General features: G+C 62.3%; 17 protein-coding genes. 12 read left to right on the top strand and 5 right to left on the bottom strand.

Annotated elements, in window-relative coordinates:
• Nucleotides 1–31: 31 nt before the first annotated feature.
• On the bottom strand, nt 32–1,309 hold the full coding sequence (locus tag BMX59_RS29760) for an acetyl-CoA C-acetyltransferase (protein WP_093128536.1): 1,278 nt from the start codon (nt 1,307–1,309) through the stop codon (nt 32–34).
• Nucleotides 1,310–1,414: 105 nt separating this feature from the next.
• Here BMX59_RS29760 and BMX59_RS29755 point away from each other — a divergent pair, with 105 nt between their 5' ends.
• From BMX59_RS29755 to BMX59_RS29740, 4 genes are all read left to right on the top strand, one after another.
• Complete coding sequence (locus tag BMX59_RS29755) at nt 1,415–2,758, top strand: 3-oxoacyl-ACP reductase (protein ID WP_092250019.1); 1,344 nt, start codon at nt 1,415–1,417, stop codon at nt 2,756–2,758.
• A gap of 2 nt (nt 2,759–2,760) precedes the next feature.
• Nucleotides 2,761–3,609 carry a MaoC family dehydratase gene (locus tag BMX59_RS29750; protein ID WP_093128532.1) on the top strand — a complete coding sequence of 283 codons (849 nt, stop codon included), beginning with the start codon at nt 2,761–2,763 and terminating at the stop codon, nt 3,607–3,609.
• Nucleotides 3,610–3,910: 301 nt separating this feature from the next.
• Nucleotides 3,911–5,449, top strand: a complete 1,539-nt coding sequence (locus tag BMX59_RS29745; protein ID WP_175486727.1) for a collagen-like triple helix repeat-containing protein — start codon at nt 3,911–3,913, stop codon at nt 5,447–5,449.
• Nucleotides 5,450–5,624: 175 nt separating this feature from the next.
• Nucleotides 5,625–7,307 carry a ShlB/FhaC/HecB family hemolysin secretion/activation protein gene (locus BMX59_RS29740; RefSeq protein WP_093128529.1) on the top strand — a complete coding sequence of 561 codons (1,683 nt, stop codon included), beginning with the start codon at nt 5,625–5,627 and terminating at the stop codon, nt 7,305–7,307.
• A gap of 20 nt (nt 7,308–7,327) precedes the next feature.
• On the opposite strand, the gene BMX59_RS29735 is transcribed toward BMX59_RS29740, so the two are convergent.
• Both BMX59_RS29735 and BMX59_RS29730 read right to left on the bottom strand, forming a co-directional pair.
• A complete protein-coding gene (locus BMX59_RS29735; RefSeq protein ID WP_071491573.1) occupies nt 7,328–7,732 on the bottom strand; it encodes a response regulator in 405 nt (134 codons plus the stop codon).
• A 58-nt stretch (nt 7,733–7,790) separates the two neighbouring features.
• A complete protein-coding gene (locus BMX59_RS29730) occupies nt 7,791–7,982 on the bottom strand; it encodes a Flp family type IVb pilin (RefSeq protein ID WP_058423609.1) in 192 nt (63 codons plus the stop codon).
• 331 nt (nt 7,983–8,313) lie between these two features.
• Between BMX59_RS29730 and cpaB the strand changes: the two genes are divergently transcribed.
• The 8 genes from cpaB to BMX59_RS29690 are packed head-to-tail and all read left to right on the top strand — an operon-like array spanning nt 8,314 to nt 15,732.
• Nucleotides 8,314–9,255 (top strand): Flp pilus assembly protein CpaB, encoded by a 942-nt coding sequence (gene cpaB, locus BMX59_RS29725; protein ID WP_093128527.1) that lies wholly within the window; start codon nt 8,314–8,316, stop codon nt 9,253–9,255.
• A gap of 19 nt (nt 9,256–9,274) precedes the next feature.
• A complete protein-coding gene (locus BMX59_RS29720) occupies nt 9,275–10,492 on the top strand; it encodes a type II and III secretion system protein family protein (protein WP_092250008.1) in 1,218 nt (405 codons plus the stop codon).
• Entirely contained in the window at nt 10,489–11,682 is a 1,194-nt protein-coding gene (locus tag BMX59_RS29715; RefSeq protein WP_071491576.1) for a CpaE/TadZ family protein, read from the top strand. The genes BMX59_RS29720 and BMX59_RS29715 overlap by 4 nt, the downstream gene beginning before the upstream one ends.
• Entirely contained in the window at nt 11,679–12,950 is a 1,272-nt protein-coding gene (locus BMX59_RS29710; protein WP_092250005.1) for a TadA family conjugal transfer-associated ATPase, read from the top strand. Before BMX59_RS29715 ends, BMX59_RS29710 begins: the two co-directional genes overlap by 4 nt.
• A gap of 10 nt (nt 12,951–12,960) precedes the next feature.
• A complete protein-coding gene (locus BMX59_RS29705; protein ID WP_092250002.1) occupies nt 12,961–13,842 on the top strand; it encodes a type II secretion system F family protein in 882 nt (293 codons plus the stop codon).
• Nucleotide 13,843: 1 nt separating this feature from the next.
• Nucleotides 13,844–14,731, top strand: a complete 888-nt coding sequence (locus tag BMX59_RS29700) for a type II secretion system F family protein (RefSeq protein WP_093128521.1) — start codon at nt 13,844–13,846, stop codon at nt 14,729–14,731.
• 10 nt (nt 14,732–14,741) lie between these two features.
• Nucleotides 14,742–15,452, top strand: coding sequence for a tetratricopeptide repeat protein (locus BMX59_RS29695; RefSeq protein WP_093128516.1), 711 nt, complete (start codon nt 14,742–14,744; stop codon nt 15,450–15,452).
• 10 nt (nt 15,453–15,462) lie between these two features.
• A complete protein-coding gene (locus BMX59_RS29690; protein WP_093128511.1) occupies nt 15,463–15,732 on the top strand; it encodes a DUF3613 domain-containing protein in 270 nt (89 codons plus the stop codon).
• Nucleotides 15,733–15,735: 3 nt separating this feature from the next.
• On the opposite strand, the gene BMX59_RS29685 is transcribed toward BMX59_RS29690, so the two are convergent.
• Nucleotides 15,736–16,524: a response regulator transcription factor gene (locus BMX59_RS29685; RefSeq protein ID WP_093128508.1), complete on the bottom strand. Its 789-nt coding sequence runs from the start codon at nt 16,522–16,524 to the stop codon at nt 15,736–15,738.
• A 125-nt stretch (nt 16,525–16,649) separates the two neighbouring features.
• Entirely contained in the window at nt 16,650–17,099 is a 450-nt protein-coding gene (locus BMX59_RS29680; RefSeq protein WP_093128505.1) for a prepilin peptidase, read from the bottom strand.
• Nucleotides 17,100–17,104 lie beyond the last annotated feature (5 nt).

The raw sequence follows: 17,104 nt of genomic DNA, 5'->3' as shown, positions 1-17,104 counted from the left end.
ATCACTTAAGAATGCATCCAATATGCCAGTTTCAGCGCTCGATGATCGCCGTAACACCCTGACCGCCCGCAGCGCAGATCGAAATCAGCCCACGCCCCTTGCCCGCCGCGTCCAGCAACTTGGCCAGATTGGCAACGATACGCCCACCGGTGGCGGCAAACGGATGGCCGGCGGCCAGGGAACTGCCTTTAACGTTCAAGCGGCTACGGTCGATGGAACCCAAGGGGGCGTCAAGTCCCAGGCGCGTCTTGCAGTAGTCCGCATCCTCCCAAGCCTTGAGCGTGCACAACACTTGGGCAGCGAAGGCTTCGTGGATCTCGTAGTAATCGAAGTCCTGCAGCGTCAGACCGTTCCTCGCCAGCAAGCGTGGTACCGCATACACCGGCGCCATCAGCAGGCCTTCGGCACCGTTGACGAAGTCCACCGCCGCCGCTTCGCCATCGCGCAGGTACGCGAGGATCGGCAGGCCGCGCTCCCTGGCCCACGCTTCACTGCCCAAGAGCACCAGCGATGCGCCATCGGTGAGCGGCGTGGAGTTGCCGGCAGTGAGCGTGCCCTTTGCGCTGCGTTCGAAGGCGGGTTTAAGGGCGGCGAGTTTTTTCAGGGTCAGGTCGGGACGCAGGTTGTTGTCGCGGGTCAGGCCCAGGAACGGCGTGAGCAGATCGTTGTGCCAGCCCTCGGCATAGGCGGCGGCCATTTTCTGGTGGCTTTCCAGGGCCAACTGGTCCTGCTCGGCGCGGGGGATCTGCCAGGTCTGCGCCATCAATTCGCAGTGCTGGCCCATGGACAAACCGGTACGCGGTTCGCCGTTGCGCGGCAGTTCCGGCTTGAGGTGATGGGGACGAAGTTGTAACAGGACTTTTAATTTATCCGCCATGGACTTACTGCGGTTGGCTTGCAGCAAAAGCCTGCGCAGTCCTTCGTTCACCCCGATCGGTGCGTCGGAGGTGGTGTCGACCCCACCGGCAATTCCGCATTCGATCTGGCCCAGGGCGATCTTGTTGGCCACCAGCAACGCCGCTTCCAGGCCGGTGCCGCAGGCCTGTTGAATGTCATAGGCCGGGGTTTGCGGGGACAGGCGCGAGCCAAGCACACATTCGCGGGTCAAGTTGAAATCCCTCGAGTGCTTGAGCACCGCGCCGGCAGCCACTTCACCCAGGCGCAGGCCGTGCAGGTTGTAGCGTTCGATCAGGCCTTCGAGGGCCGCGGTCAGCATTGCCTGGTTGCTCGCCGTGGCATAGGGGCCATTGGAACGGGCGAAGGGAATGCGGTTACCGCCAATGATCGCTACACGGCGCAATTGAGTCATGGAAAGCTCCCTCTGTCTGTTATGGGCTGGATTACTGAGCCTAGTCGAACGACTGCTACCCTGGGATGGTCAACCCTTTGAACCCCAGCCTTCGGAGAGCGTTCCATGTCTGACCGTTATATCGACTTCGCCAACTCTAGCCTCGGCCATCGTCTGGTCGCCGCCATTGGCCTGCCGTCGCCGGTACGCCTGGAACGCTGGCAGGCCGGGCGCCTGCGCCCGGTGGAAGGCGCATTGCTGCTGGGCGGCGGTGCACTGGTCAGCAAGGTGCAGGCGTTCGCCAACAAGCTCACCGACGCGATCTACACCTACGGCGCTGAGACGTCGACGTGGATCCCCGGCCACGGCCCCAAGCTCAAGGCCGTGGTGTTCGACGCCAGCGACTTGCAACACACCGACCAGCTCAAGCAACTGCGCGAGTTCTTCCAGCCGCTGCTGAAAAACCTGGATAACAGTGCGCACCTGGTGATCCTCGGCCGTGCGCCGGAAAACCTCAGCGATCCGTTCGCTGCCAGTGCCCAACGCGCCCTGGAAGGCTTCAGTCGCTCGCTGGCCAAGGAGTTGCGCAACGGTGGCGTGTTGCAATTGCTGTATGTCGGCGACGGTGCCGAAGACCAGTTGGAAGGCGCCCTGCGCTTCTTCCTCTCGCCGAAAAGCGCCTATATCTCCGGCCAGGTGATCCGCCTGGAGGCTTGCACTACACCGGTCGAAGATTGGACACGGCCGCTGGCCGGGCGCAAGGCGCTGGTCACCGGCGCCGCCCGGGGCATCGGGGCATCCATCGCCGAGACCCTGGCCCGCGATGGTGCCGAGGTGATCCTGCTCGACGTGCCCCAGGCCAAGGCCGACCTCGACGCCCTGGCCGCACGCCTGGGTGCACGCACCGTAGCGCTGGATATCTGCGCCGAAGACGCCGGCAACCAATTGATCGAACACTTGCCCGAAGGCCTCGACATCCTGGTGCATAACGCGGGTATCACCCGTGACAAAACCCTGGCAAACATGACCCCGGAATACTGGGACGCGGTGCTGGCGGTCAACCTCAATGCACCGCAGGTACTGACCCAGGCGCTGCTCGACAGCGGCACCCTGCACGACAACGCCCGTGTAGTGCTGCTGGCTTCGATCAGCGGCATCGCCGGCAACCGTGGGCAAACCAACTATGCGGCGAGCAAGGCCGGCTTGATCGGCCTCGCACAGGCCTGGGCGCCGCTGCTCAAGGAGCGTGGCATCAGTATCAACGCCGTGGCGCCGGGGTTTATCGAAACCCAGATGACCGCGCATATCCCGTTCGCCTTGCGTGAGGCCGGGCGACGCATGAGTTCGCTGGGCCAGGGCGGCCTGCCGCAGGACGTCGCCGAAGCGGTGGCCTGGCTGGGCCAACCGGGTTCCGGTGCGGTCAGCGGGCAAGCGCTGCGGGTGTGTGGGCAAAGTCTGCTGGGGGCGTAACCATGCAATGGAAGACGTTAGACAGTGCACCGTCTCTGCCGCCGCTGTATTGGCGTGCGGCCCTCAAGCGCAAGGTCACCGGCCGCACGCTGCCAGAGCACGGGTTGCGCTGCCGGGTCAGCATCGACCCCAAGCGGGTAGCGGCCTATCGCAAGGTCTGCGGCTTTGCCGACAGTCCGATCCTGCCGGCGACGTATCCGCATATCCTTGCGTTCGGTTTGCAGATGCAGTTGCTCACCGATAAGAGTTTTCCGTTCCCGCTGCTGGGGCTGATTCACCTGAGTAACCGCATCCGCATTCATCGCCCCCTGGGGGGTGTGAGCGACCTGTCTGTGGCTGTACACGCGCAGAACCTCAAGCCCCACGCCAAGGGCGCAACCTTCGACCTGATCACCACGGTTGAAGACTCCCTCGGCCTGCTGTGGGAAGCTGAAAGCCGCATGTTGTGCCGGGGCGTGAAGCTGGAAGGCGCGGCAGAAGATATCGCCCAATTGCCCCCCGACCAGGTCAGCGAGCTGACCCGCTGGAAAGCCCCCGCCGATATCGGCCGTCGTTATGCGCGAGTCTCCGGTGATTACAACCCGATCCACCTCAGCGCCCTGACCGCCAAGCTGTTCGGCTTCCCCCAGGCCATCGCCCATGGGTTATGGAACAAGGCACACACCGTTGCCGCGCTCGGCGAACACTTGCCCGCCGCCAATATCGAGATCGACGTCGAGTTCAGGAAACCCGTGCGCCTGCCCGGTGAAGTGACAATATTGTCCAGCGCCGCCGGTTCCAGCGGAGAGTTGCGGTTGAAAGGCGCGGGCGATATTGAACATATGGTAGGTAAGTGGCGACCGATCGCCTGAAACAAACAGATTAATTGTATATATACACCCTAAGTAATAGCGGACTTTATGAAGTCCTCTTTTTTATTTAACCAATTGATTTATAACCTATATATATCTTGATACATCCACCCTTTACACCCTTGGTATTAGTTGCTTAACCGGTACATCGCTGCTGTATATAAATCGTTAATACCAAGTAGAGCATTGAGAGAACGCACCGCCGGGGCTGTTATAGCCGCACGGACAAACGCATCGCTATCCCCAGAAGTAGCGAGCGCTTGAAGACAACCAAGGTTGTACAGGTGCAAGGAACTCAATCATGAAAACTCAAGTCGTGTTTTGGAAAGCAAGTACCGCGCTGGCCCTGGCAGTAGCACTGGCACTCGGCGGCTGCAGCAGCGGTGGTGGTGGGCACAAATCCAGCGTTGCAGCATCCTCTCCGGATGCAGGTGCAGGAACCGGGGGTGGCACGGGTGGCGGTGATGGCAGTGGCACAGGCGGCACGGGTGGTGGCACAGGCGGTGGCACGGGTGGCGGCACAGGCGGTGGTACGGGTGGCGGCACAGGCTCGACCAGCACACCTCTGGTCACCGGCCAGATTGCCGGTACCCTGGGTGGCACCGTGGGTAACGTAGGCGCTGCCGTCGGCGATCTGGGCGACACTTTGACCAGCGTCCCCATCGTCGGCACCACCGCAGGAGGCCTGGTCACCGCAACCGGCAATGCGGTCACCAGTATTGGAACCGGCGTCACTGCAGGCCTGGGCTCCCTGGGCACAAACAGCAATTCCTTAGGCATCACCGTGGCGGGTGTAGGTAATGGCGTCGCCGACTTGGGCGACGGCCTTTCGACCACTGGCAGATCGTTGTCCACTACGCTGGGCGGTGTTCCAGTCGTCGGCGGACTGACCGGCGGTGTAGGGGGCGCAGCAGGAGGCCTGGTCGACCAGGTTGGCCAGGCCGTCACCATGCTCGGCGATACCTTGAGTACCGCCAGCACCACCGGCCCGCTGGGCTCGATCACCGGCACTGTCGGCGCAAGAGTGCTGGTACCCGTGGTGTCGTTGGTGGAAAACACCACCGGCAACCTCGGCAACGCAACCGGTCTGGGAAACCCGGTAAACGGCCTGGTGGATAAGGTCGGTGCCGCAGTCACCGGCCTGGGTGGCCAGGTGGCCAGCGCAGGCGGTACCGGTAACTCCGTCACTGACATCGTGGGTGGCGCATTGACCGGCGTCGGTGGCGTGCTCGACAAATCAGGGGGTTATGTCGCTCCAGCGGGTGGAGCTTCCGCACCTGGCTTGCCTGAGTTGGTAGGTGGCCTGGTGGCAAATGTCGGTAACGGGCTGAATGCTGGCAACACCAACGGCGCGGTCAGCGCAGCAGGTGTCACCGGTGGCGCGCTGGGCGGCACCGTCGCCTCCCTCGGCACGGTCATCGGTGGTACCGGCGTGGCCAACACGGGGGCAACGGCACCCGTCGCAGGCCTGGCAACCAATGTCGGCGCAGCCCTCAATCCGGTGACCTCAGGCGTGGCCAGCCTCACGCAAAACATCGGCACAACCACAGGCGTCGGTGCTCCGGTCAACGGCCTGGTGACCAACGTGGGCGCCGCAGTCACCAACGTCGGGACCACGCTGACCGGTGCAAATGCCAACCCGATCACTAACGCGCTGGGCAATACCGTCAGTGCCGTAGGCGGCACGGTAGGCTCGGTCGGGGGCCTGGTCACTGGCGGTACCGGCAGCAGTGGCGGCCTGCTCGGTGGCTTGAGCGTCGGCGCCTCCGCCAATGGCAGTGCAGGCGCTACCACCAACACCGGTGTAGGCGGTTTGCTCACAGGCCTCACCGGTCAATAGAAATGCACCTGGCCGATTAGACGGCCTCACCTACAGCGCCTACGCTTGGTTGAGACGAGAGACCCCCAATAAGTCTCTCGTCTTTTTTATGCGGCTTGGCACCATGTTCCTCCCGAACCGAGTCCCAGAACCCGGTGGGCCCGAAACGCTGCTGCAGTTGACCATGGAGTGTCCTATGCGCGTGTTGACGCCGTTGTTATTGCTTTCTCTCAGCGCCTACGCCCAGGCCGAGACCCTTCCCAGCTTCCTCAACAGCAACGACACCATCCGCAACTTGCCAGTGCCCAACCTCCCTGCCGATGCTTATCGACCGGTCACGCCGCAAACCCAGGTGCCTGAAGCACCGCCTACCCAGGGCCAGCCGCTGATGATGGACACCAAGGTGACGATTCGCAAACTGCAGATCGAGGGCGGCACGGTCTACCCTCTCGCCGAGAGCGCCAAAGCCTACGAACCGTTAATCGGCCATGAGACCAACCTGGCGCAGTTGATCGAAGCTACCCGCGGTATCACACGTCGGTACCAACAGGACGGCTATCTGCTGTCCTATGCGTTCCTGCCCCAGCAGAACTTTGAAAACGGCCTGGTGCGCGTGGTGCTGGTGGAGGGCTATATCAAGGATTACCAGCAAAGTGGCGACATCGGCTCGGTCTCGACCTACGTCGACAAGTTGGCCGACAAGCTTCTGGTCGAACGCCCCCTGACCCGCAAGACCTTCGAGCGCTACACCACGCTCATGGGCCGCATCCCGGGCGTCACGTTGCAAGCCCAAGTGCCACCACCCGGTACCACTGACGGTGGCACGAGCATGCACATCACCGCAAGCCGCAAACCCTTCACCAGCAGCATGAGCATGACCGACGACAGCCGTGGTGGCCTGCAGGCCCTGCTTACCGGTGCCAGCAACGCGCAGACCAGCATGGGCGAGCAGCTCAACATCAGCGGTCTGCTCCCACCTGGCAAGGATAAAGAGCATTACTACCGCGTGGGCTACAGCCAGTTCGTGAATGCCGAGGGGACGCAACTGGCGCTCGGCGCTGAGCGCTATCGCGCCGATCCCAACACCAGCCTGCAACTGGGCGGCGGCTTCGCGCTCAAGCCGCACCAGGCCATCGATCGCTATTCCGTCGGCCTCAGCCATCCGTTGATTGCCTCACCCAACGAGTCGCTGACCCTGGGCACGCGCCTGTACGCAGTCGACCAGACCACGCGCTACCAACTGGTGGGCTACCCCCAGCGCTTCGACATCGAAACCAACCTGCGCGCCCTGGCCTTTGAAGGTGACTGGCGCAAGGCCGACACGCGCCAGTTACGCATTCTCAGTGCCGGCCTGTACCAGGGGATAGACGGCATGGGTGCCAAGACCCGTAGTGATTTCGAAGGACTCAAGCCGGACCTGGATTTCTTCCGCCTGCGCCTGTCCGGCGTCCAGAGCGACAAGTTCTTCGATAACTGGCAGGGCGTGCTGTCGGGAGCGTTTTACTGGAGTGATGACACCCTGCCCGACAGCGAGCGTGCCACCTTCGGCGGGCAGAACTTCGGGCGTGGCTACCCCGATGACCAAGGTTCCGGCGACAAGGGCTGGGGGTTGGCGTATGAGGTCAACTACAGCTACAACCGCGCCGGTGAGTGGGTGCGGATCCTGCAGCCCTATATCGTGTTCGACCGCGCCAAGTCCTGGTTCAACAACCTGCCGGTCAGGGCCAGCGATATGTCATCTGCGGCGATGGGCCTGCGCTTTGGTGACAACAAGTACTACAACATTGCATTGGAAGCCGCCAAACCCATGTCAGATATTGCGCTGGACAGCTTCAACCGCAGGCCGCGCTACTCACTGAGCTTCAGCTACCAACTGTAATCCCCTATAGAGGCCAGGCTCTAAGGTTTCGCTTTGGGCAGGGGGAAGAGGTTGTTCAACGTATCGATCAACCGCACCAGGTAGATCGGCTTGCGAAACAGGTCCAGCACCTGCAGGCGCAGCATGTCGCTCACATCATCCATTTCGGCATGACCCGACATCACAATCACCGGCAAGTGCGAGCGTGAGGTGTGTTCGCGCAGGCGCTTGATCAAGGAAATGCCACTTTCCTCAGGCATGCGCAGGTCGGTGATGACCAGGGCGATGTCGGGGTGAAGTGTCAATTCTTGCAGGGCGAAGGTGACGGAATTGGCGGTGAAACACACAAACCCTTCGTTTTCGAGGGATTCGGCGAGTTCGATCAGGGCGTCCTCTTCGTCATCCACCAAAAGAATTTGTTGGCGGGAAGTCGAAGAGGCGCTCATGGCTGTACCTGGACAGGAAGAACGTTGATAAGGCGTTTCCACATGGAAAAAGACGCTATCAAGTGGTCATCTTAGTGGCGACGCTGTCGAAGATCGATTTGATCTTAGTTCCCAGCCCAGAACCGGCACCGACGATCACCAATGCAACCATGGCCACAATGATCGCGTACTCAATCCCGGACGCACCGTCTTTGCGTTGAAAAAAAAGTTGGGTTTGGACATACAGCTTCAACATCATGTCAAGGAACATTGGACTTCTCCCTAAAACGCCACTGAAAGCCGGAAAGGCTCTACCACCAGATGATCGCGGCGTGCCATTAGAGCATTGTCAACAAACCCTGGCCTCACAACTGTAAGAACGGATTAATCACAAAGTATTAGTCGCAACGTTGACGCCACAACACCGCAGTTTAAAAGGCCAACTTTCTGCTTCAGATAATTTTTCCCCGCGGTAATGGCATTTCGTCCTAGCTGAGCTACCTTCAAATAGCCAAATCGTTAGATGTTCATCACAGCCAGGTTGCGGATTAACCCGTTTGGATTAACAGGGTGTGCAGTGCAACGGGAAAGGGAGAGCCGTCATGAACAGTCGCATCAGCATGGTCCTGGCCGGCTTGTTGCTGATCGGGGCATTGATTGCCGGGTACTGGGGGCTGGTGTTGAGTCGCGCACCTGAGCCCGTCGCAGCGCCTGCCGCACCTGTCGTTTCCGTTGAAAAAACCCTCGCCGCCGCTGAAGACCAAACCCGCCAGCCGGTGGTCGTCCTGCGGCATGAAGTGCCTGCTTTTACGCCACTGACCGCCGCGGACCTGTCCGTCGAGAAACTGCGCACCGCGCCCGCCGGCAGCCTGACCCAACTCGACCAGGCCATCGGGCGCATACCTCTGAGAACCCTCGGCGCCGGTACCTGGCTCAACGAGGACAGTTTCAACGCCGGCGGCCCCCTCTCGCGCATGATCCGACCCAACGAGCGCGCGCTGGCCGTGGCCGTGGACGAGGTGGTCGGCGCCGCAGGCCAATTGAGCCCCGGCGATTACGTGGATGTGTTGCTGTTCCTGCGCCAGGATGCCGGCAACGCCGAACAGTCGGCCCAGATCGTCCTTCCGGCGATGCGCCTGCTCAGCGTCGGCGACCAATTGGGCCTGGCCAACGATGGCCAACCGGCAGTGCCACCCCCGGCTACCGCCGAAGAACGCGCCCAGGCCCTACAACGTCGACTCACCGCACGCACCGTGGTGCTGGCCGTGCCGGAGCCTTTATTAAGCCGCATGATGCTCGCGGCACAAGCCGGGACCTTGCGCCTGGCCGTGCGCAGTGCCGAGGAACAACTGCTCAGCCGCTATTGGGCCGGTGAAGACGACACCGCGCAGAAGCTGGAAAGCGCTAACCGCGACCTTTACCAGTTCACTCAACTGGCGTTGACCGGCCCGCCCAAACCCGTCGTGCCGGCTGGCGGTGGGCCTGGTGTACGGCGTGGCATTGAAGTGATTCGCGGTGCCCAGGCGGCACCACAAACCCCGTGATCGAGCAAGGATGCCTTGAATGAGCCATCGCTACGCACCCATGTTCACGCAACTGGCCTGCGCCCTGATGCTGGCGAGCCTGCCGATCGGCATGGCCCTGGCAGCGCCGGGCAACTGCAGTGCCCTGGGCCAGCTGCCCGCCGTGGTCGAGGTGGGAGAAGGCCTGCAACAGGAACTGCAATCGCCCGTGGCAATTACGCGCCTGGCCATCGGCGATCCGAAAATCGCCGACGTGCGGGTCAACGGTGACCGTAACTTCCTGCTCACCGGTGTCAGCAGCGGCGCCACCAGCCTGCTGGTGTGGACCGCCTGCGCCAGCGCGCCGCGCCAGAGCATGGTGTTCGTCAAGGGCAAGGCCACCTCGGCGCTGACCAGCGTGTCGCTGTCGCCCTCGCAAGACCCGTTGCTGCCCAGCCAGGTGCAGACCGACATCCGCTTTGTGGAAGTCAGCCGTACCAAGCTCAAGGAAGCCAGTACGAAGTTTCTCGGCGTGGGTACCAACTTTTTCCTCGGTAGCCCCAGCCTTCTTTCGCCCTCTGAGGGGGTATTCAAGCTGCCGGTGAGCACGGACAGTTTCAACGTCGGATTTGGCGGCGGCCGGGTCAAGGCCATGATCAACGCCCTGGAGCGCAGCGGCTTTGCCTACACCCTGGCCCGCCCAAGCCTGGTGGCCATGAGCGGGCAGAGCGCATCCTTCCTCGCCGGCGGTGAAGTGCCCGTCCCGGTGCCCAGCTCCGGTAGCGATACCATCTCCATCGAATACAAAGAGTTCGGTATTCGCCTGACCCTGACCCCCACCGTGATCGACCGCAACCGCATCACTCTCAAGGTGGCACCGGAAGTCAGCGAACTGGACTACAGCAACGCCGTGCAGATTCAAGGCATCCAGGTGCCGGCCCTGACTGTACGCCGTACCGATACCAGCGTGTCCCTGGCCGATGGCGAAAGCTTCGTGATCAGCGGCCTGATCAGCACCAACAACCGCTCGACCATCGATAAATTTCCAGGGCTGGGCGATATCCCCATCCTCGGCGCATTTTTCCGCGATTCCACGATCAGCCGCGAAGAAAAAGAGCTGCTGATGATCGTCACGCCGCACCTGGTTCAACCGTTGGCCGCCAACGCCCAACTGCCCTCCTTGCCCGGCGAAAAACTGCGCAACTACGACCCGAACTGGTACCGGCTGTTCTTCCTGGAAAACGGCAACTTCGACCGTCGCAGTGGACTTTCCCAATGAGCGATAGCCTGAGCCAGACCTTCCTCGCCATCACCCGCAACACCACTGACCTTGAGTGGCTGCAGGGGGCCCTCGCACCGCTTGGCCAAGTGGTGAGTGCCGGCACCGGCAGCCTCGACGAACTGTTGGCGCTGGTCGATGTGACCTTCGCCAACCTGGTGTTCATCGGCCTTGACCGCGAAAACCTGGTGGCCCAGAGCGCACTGATCGAAGGGGCGCTGGAGGCCAAGCCCATGCTCGCCGTGGTTGCCCTCGGCGATGGCATGGACAACCAGCTTGTGCTGAATGCCATGCGTGCCGGCGCCCGCGATTTCGTGGCCTACGGCTCACGCTCCAGCGAAGTGGCCGGCCTGGTGCGGCGCCTGAGCAAGCGCCTGCCGACCGTGACCCCCAACGCACAACTGGGCGGCCTGACCGTGCTGTTCGGCACCCAGAGCAACGCCGACGGCGCGATGCTGGCCACCCACCTGGCGCTGGTGGTGCAAAAGAGCGGGCAGCAGACCCTGCTGCTCGACCTCGGCCTGCCACGCAGCGACAGCCTGGCGTTGCTGGGCCTGGAGAGCACGTTCAATTTCGGCGATGCGCTGCGGCATTTGCGCCGCCTCGACACCACCTTGATCAACAGCGCCTTCACCACCGCCCTGGATGGCCTGCGCATCCTGGCGTACGCCACCGGTGACGAACCGCTCAAACTCACCAGCGCCGCCGAGCTGTACATGTTGCTCAGCGCCTTGCGCCAACACTTCCAGCACATCGTCGTGAACATTACCGGACAGCCGGACAGCGAAGCCCTGCGCACCTTTGTCAGCCACTGCGACAAACTGCTGTGGTGCACCGACCAGAACGTGCTGGACTGCCGTCGCAACCTGGCGGTGATCAATCGCTGGCGTGAAAAAGGCATGAAGCTTGAGCATGCCAAACTGGTAGTGGACCGCTACATCAAGGCCTGCGCCCCAGACACCGAAGCCCTGGAAAAGAGCTTCGGCCTCGAATGCGTCGCCGTGCTGCCCCTGAGTGCCGAACTGCGCCTGAATGTGAAAAACCAGGGCCAGACGCTGTTCGCCCTGGCGCCGCGCGAACCCTTGACCCAGGCCGTGCGCGCCTTGGGCGAGCGCCTGGCAAAACGCTCCGAGGGTTTGGCAAAACCTTCGATGCGCTGGTTTGAACGCATCCTGGGGTCAGGACGATGAACGGAGAAAAGCTGTTTGGCGGCCCGGCCCGCGCTGCCGGTGGCAACACCGATCACGATGGCCTGAAACTGGTGCTGCATCGCTACATCATCGACGCCATCGAGGAGTCGGGCAAGAACCTGCTCGAAGGCACGCGCCAGTCCCTGGCGCAATTCGTCACCGACAAAGTCTCCGAGTACATCACGCGCATGCGCCTGGCGATTTCGCGCTACGAGACGGAGCGCCTGGCCGAAGAGATCGTTGACGAACTCACTGGTTTCGGCCCGCTGGAGGTGTTGCTGCGCGATCCATCGGTGACCGAAATCCTGGTCAACGGGCCACATCGAGTATTTATCGAACGTGATGGTTTGCTGCACCAGAGCGACCTGCGCTTCATCGACGACCACCACGTGGAGCGCGTGATGCAACGCATCCTCGCACCGCTGGGCCGGCGCCTGGATGAGTCTTCGCCCATGGTGGATGCGCGCCTGCCCGATGGCAGCCGGGTCAATGCGATCATCCCGCCGATCGCCCTGGACGGACCGTGCCTGTCGATTCGAAAATTCCGCAAGGACATGCTCAAGAGCAGCGACCTGGTCGCCATGCAGACCATCGACCAGAGCATTTTCGAGTTCTTCCAGGAGGCCGTGGGCAAGCGCTGCAATATCCTGATCAGCGGCGGCACCGGCACCGGCAAGACCACGCTGCTGAATATCCTCAGCCAGTTGATCAACCCCCACGAACGCCTGGTGACCATCGAGGACGTCGCCGAATTGCAATTGGGCCACCCCCACGTGGTACGCCTGGAAACCCGTCCACCCAACGCCGAGGGCCACGGCGAAGTCAAGTCCAGCGACCTGATTCGCAACGCCCTGCGGATGCGCCCGGACCGCATCATCCTTGGCGAGATCCGTGGTGTCGAAGTGCTCGACGTGATGACGGCGATGAACACCGGTCACGACGGCTCCATGAGCACCGTGCACGCCAACAACGCCCAGGATGCATTGCTGCGCCTGGAAACCCTGGTGGGCCTGACCGGGCGGGTAATCGCCGAAAAAACCCTGCGCCAGATGATCTGCGCCGCACTGGACGTGATCATCCAACTGACGCGCATGCCCGATGGGCGTCGCTGCGTGAGCGAAGTGGTGGAAGTGGTCGGTGTGCGTGATGACGTGTACGTCACCAATACCCTGTTCCGCCTGGACCGGCGTACCGGCTTTGGCTTCCTGCGCGAAGCCCTCAACCCGGCCGGCGACAAACTGCGCCGCGAATCGGCGTTGCAGTCCTAGGGAGCGCGTGATGACAGGACCGGTGTTGTTGCTTGTCTGCCTGCTGTTGATCGGCCTGTCGTTCTGGCAGTTTCAGCATGGCCTGCGCAAAGCCCAGACGGACCGCGTGCTGGAGCGCCTGGGTGACGGCCAGCCGCAGGCACAGGAAACGAACACCAAGTGGACCGCTCTTGAGCGCATGTTCCAGCGCGCCGGGCTGGGCAAACCCACTGACCGCCTGGGCCTTTGGCTGAGCGCCTGGGTGATCGGCGCGCTGTTCGGCTGGCTGCTGGCCGGCGGTCTGGGGCTGATCGCGATGGTCGTGGCGCCGCCCCTGGTACTGCGCTTGTACATCAGCTGGCGTTATCAACGGCGCGTGCAGCGCATGGTCGAGCAACTGCCGCAGTTGCTCGACCACAGTGTACGCAGCCTCAAGTCCGGCAGAACCCTGGCAGATGCGGTACTTGGAGGCGTCGAAGGCGTTGAAGACCCACTCAAGGACGCCATGGCCCGCGTGCAACGCAATGTGCGCATGGGGGTCAGCCTGCCGGACTCGGTGAGCGACTTTGCCGAGTTCTACGAGCAGGACGAATTCCGCCTGTTCGCCCTCGGCCTGAAGGTCAACCACCGCTACGGCGGCAACGCCAGCGAACTGCTGGAAAACCTGATCAAGATGATTCGCGAGCGCGAACAAGGTGCCCGGCAGCTCAAGGCCATGACCGGTGAAACGCGCATGACCGCCTATGTGCTGGGCGGACTGCCCATCCTGATCGTCGGCTACTTCATGATCGTCAACCCTGGCTACTTGATGACCATGTGGAACGACGACACCGGGCGCATCATGCTGTTCGCCGCGCTGGGGATGGACCTGACGGGTACCTTCGTCATGTGGCGCATGTTGAGGAGTGTCTGAGATGGTGCTGCTGGCCTGCGCCCTGTTGTTGCTATCCGCCGCGGTACTGGTGGGAGGCCAGGTGCTTGAACACCGCCGGCGCGATCGACGGGTCGCCGAGCGCTTGCAAGGGCGGACGGCCAGCGACCACAAACTCGGTAGCTTCATGCGTCAACTGGGGGGAAGCGCCCTGGCCCAGCGCTCGGTCAGCCTGGACAACGAGACTCAGGTTCTCCTCAACCGGGTCGGTTGGCGCAAGGCCAGCCAGCGCTCGCTGTTCGCCGCCTTCCAGGTCGGTACGCCAATTGTGCTGCTGGGCCTGACCCTGCTCGGCCAGCAGCTATTGTTTGCGCACGCGGACCCCGCATGGATTGCGCCGATGTTTGCCGTGGGCATCGGCTACCTGCTGCCCAAACGCGTGCTCGCCGCTGCGGCCAAGTATCGCCAGCAGACCATCGCCAAGGAAATTTCAACCTTCATTCCACTGCTGCGCATCCTGTTCGAATCCGGCATGGCGATTGAACAGTCGCTGCGGGTGGTGGGCAACGAAGCCCAACGCCTGCTCCCCGCGTTGACGCATGAACTGCGCCTGATCCTGGCAAGGGTCGATTCCGGGCTGGAGCTGAGCGAGGAACTGGGCAAGACCGCACGCCTGCTGGAGGTGGATGAGTTCACCGACACCTGCATCATCCTCCAGCAATTGATCCAGCAGGGCGGCGGCGCGATGAAGTCCCTGCTGGCCCTCAAGCAACTGCTCGACGACCGACGCCTGACCCGTTTGCAGGAATACATCTCGAAGATGTCGGCAAAAATGTCGGTGGTGATGATGGTGTTTCTGTTCCCCGCTTTGTTGATCGTGCTCGGCGGCCCGGCCTTTATCGGCATCGCCCGCGCGTTGAGCCACTTTTGAGGAGACCTTTATGAAAGCACTGATTGCCGGCCTGACGCTGTTGATGCTCGGCGGCTGCGCCACCAACGGCCAATCGCCCTGGGCGGCGCTGACCTCACCGGGCAGTTGCACCAAGCCGAGCGCGGACCAGGAGCTGGCGCTGAACCTGTCCGACGACCTGGCCAACGAAGGCAAGCTGCACGCCAGCCTGGCCAACCTGCAAAACCTGCCCGAGTCCCTGCCCCAGGTGCGCCAGCGCAAGGCCCGCACTTATCGCCTGCTCGGGCGCAGCGAAGCCGAGCCGCTATACCGCAGCCTGCTCGGCACCTGCATGACGGCCGAAGGCGAGCACGGCCTCGGGCAGTTGGCGGCCGCCAGAGGCGACAACGGCCTGGCCATGACCCACTTGCAACGGGCTGCGCAGCTGGCCCCCACTGACGAAAAGATCCGCAATGACTTGGGCGTGGTCTACCTCAACCAATTACGGGTGGAAGACGCCCGCTTTGAATTCATGACCGCCATCGAACTCAAGCAAGGCGACCCGCTGGCCGCCGTCAACCTGGTCACACTGTTGATCTACCAGAACGACTGGGGGCAAGCGGCCAAGGTCGTCAGCCAGTTGGGCCTGAGCCGCGAGCAGTTCACCGAGGCCCAGGCCCGCGCGGAGAAACTCAAGGCCACCGGCGTGGCGGCACGCAAAGTCGCGGCAGTCAGCCAGGCCCTGCCGGTGACCCTGAAGTAAGGAGAGCGAGATGACAGCACATTACTTCATCGCACTGGCGCTGCTACCGCTGAGCGCACTGGCCATCGAGCCGGGCCCGTCGTCCCCCTATCAGGCGGAGACGGAAAACTGGATGGCCTTGCAGGTCGATGGGCGCGCAGCTTCCGCCACGCCGCAACGAACCACGCCCGCAGAACGGGAACAGGCCATGCAGCGTTGGCTGGACAGCAACAAGCATCCGATTCCGGAGTTCTTCGAGTCGCAATCCGGCGGGGCTTCCAAGGGTGGGAAGAGTCAGTAACCGTCAGTGCGCCGTCACCCGTTGCCGCGGCGCCGAGATAGTCGGCGACAGGGCCAGTGCCAGCTGGGTACGGTTATGCATATGGGTGAGGCGCAGCACCTGGGACACGTACAGCTTGACGGTGTTCTCGGTGATCCCCAGTTCACAGGCGATCTGGTAGTTGGTCTGGCCCTTGCCCACCAGGCGCGCAACATCGAGCTGGCGCGGCGACAGCTGGTTGAAGATGGTCGGGATTTCGATCGGCCCGGCATCATCGACGACCGGCTCGCCCTCATCCGCCAAGCCGGCGCCAGGGCTGCGCCGCACTTTGTCGAGGTCACGGTACAAATCGTTGATGGATTCGGAAAGGTATTGCAGCTTCTGGTTCAGGTGCCCCAGGTGCAGCTCTTTTTGCCGCTCCTCCAGCGCCGCTTCCTGGCGTTGCAGGCCTTCGAGCAACTCATCGAGGTTGATCGGCTTCTGGTAGTAATCCGAGATCCCCGCGCGCAGGGCCTTGATCACGTCCTGTTTGTCGGCACGCCCGGTGAGCATGATGGCCTCGAACGCGCGCTGCTTGCCCGCGACCTTCTGCATGGCCTGCACCAGCTCGATGCCATCCATGTCCGGCATATGCAGGTCGCACAGCACCAGGCCGATCTCGGGGTCTTCACTGAAGCGCTGCAAGGCGTGTCGACTGGACTCACATGGGGCGCAGCGGTAGCCGCTGCCTTCAAGAAATTCGCAGAGCTCTTCCACGATCAACGGCTGATCGTCGACCACGAGCACTTTTACTGCCGAGGTAAGCTTGTTCACGCGCTACTCCATGCCTGGCAAGCAAATGGGCGACCCATCCATTTGGACAAAAAACAACTTACGGATACTTCATAAACGTAGACGTACTTTTCGACTATGTACATAGCGGTAGAGCGGTTGTTCGACTAATGGATCCAAAGCCAGTACAGCACAAATCCTGTCAGGACAAAGGGGGCAAATGGCTGTTTGGTCGACACCTGCGCATCTGCCCTCCCCCGACGCGCCCCAAGCCTTTGACTCACAAGCACCCAGCACGCCTGAAAGAGCGCCGCACCGATCAACGACCACAGCAAACAGTCCAGCGTACTGGCCAGGGCCAGGGCAGCCAGCAGCTTCACATCTCCCGCACCAAAGCGGTCCAGCGCATACCCGGGCAAGGTCAACAACAGGGCCAGGGCAAACGCCCAACCGCCCTCGCTGGCGGGCGCTCCGAGCCAGGTCGTGCCCGTCCACAGCAAGAAGATCAGTGCCAACAGCGCTGCCGTCAGGGTCAAGCCATTGGCGATCTGCCGCTGGCGGATATCCTGCCACGCACAGAGGACCAGCCAGAGCAGTATCACCACGCCGTGGATCACGTAAA

Source organism: Pseudomonas sp. NFR09 (assembly GCF_900111535.1).
In the GTDB taxonomy this organism is placed as follows: domain Bacteria; phylum Pseudomonadota; class Gammaproteobacteria; order Pseudomonadales; family Pseudomonadaceae; genus Aquipseudomonas; species Aquipseudomonas extremorientalis.
Note: the sequence above shows the minus strand (reverse complement) of the source record. Positions and strands in the feature narration are given on the sequence as shown.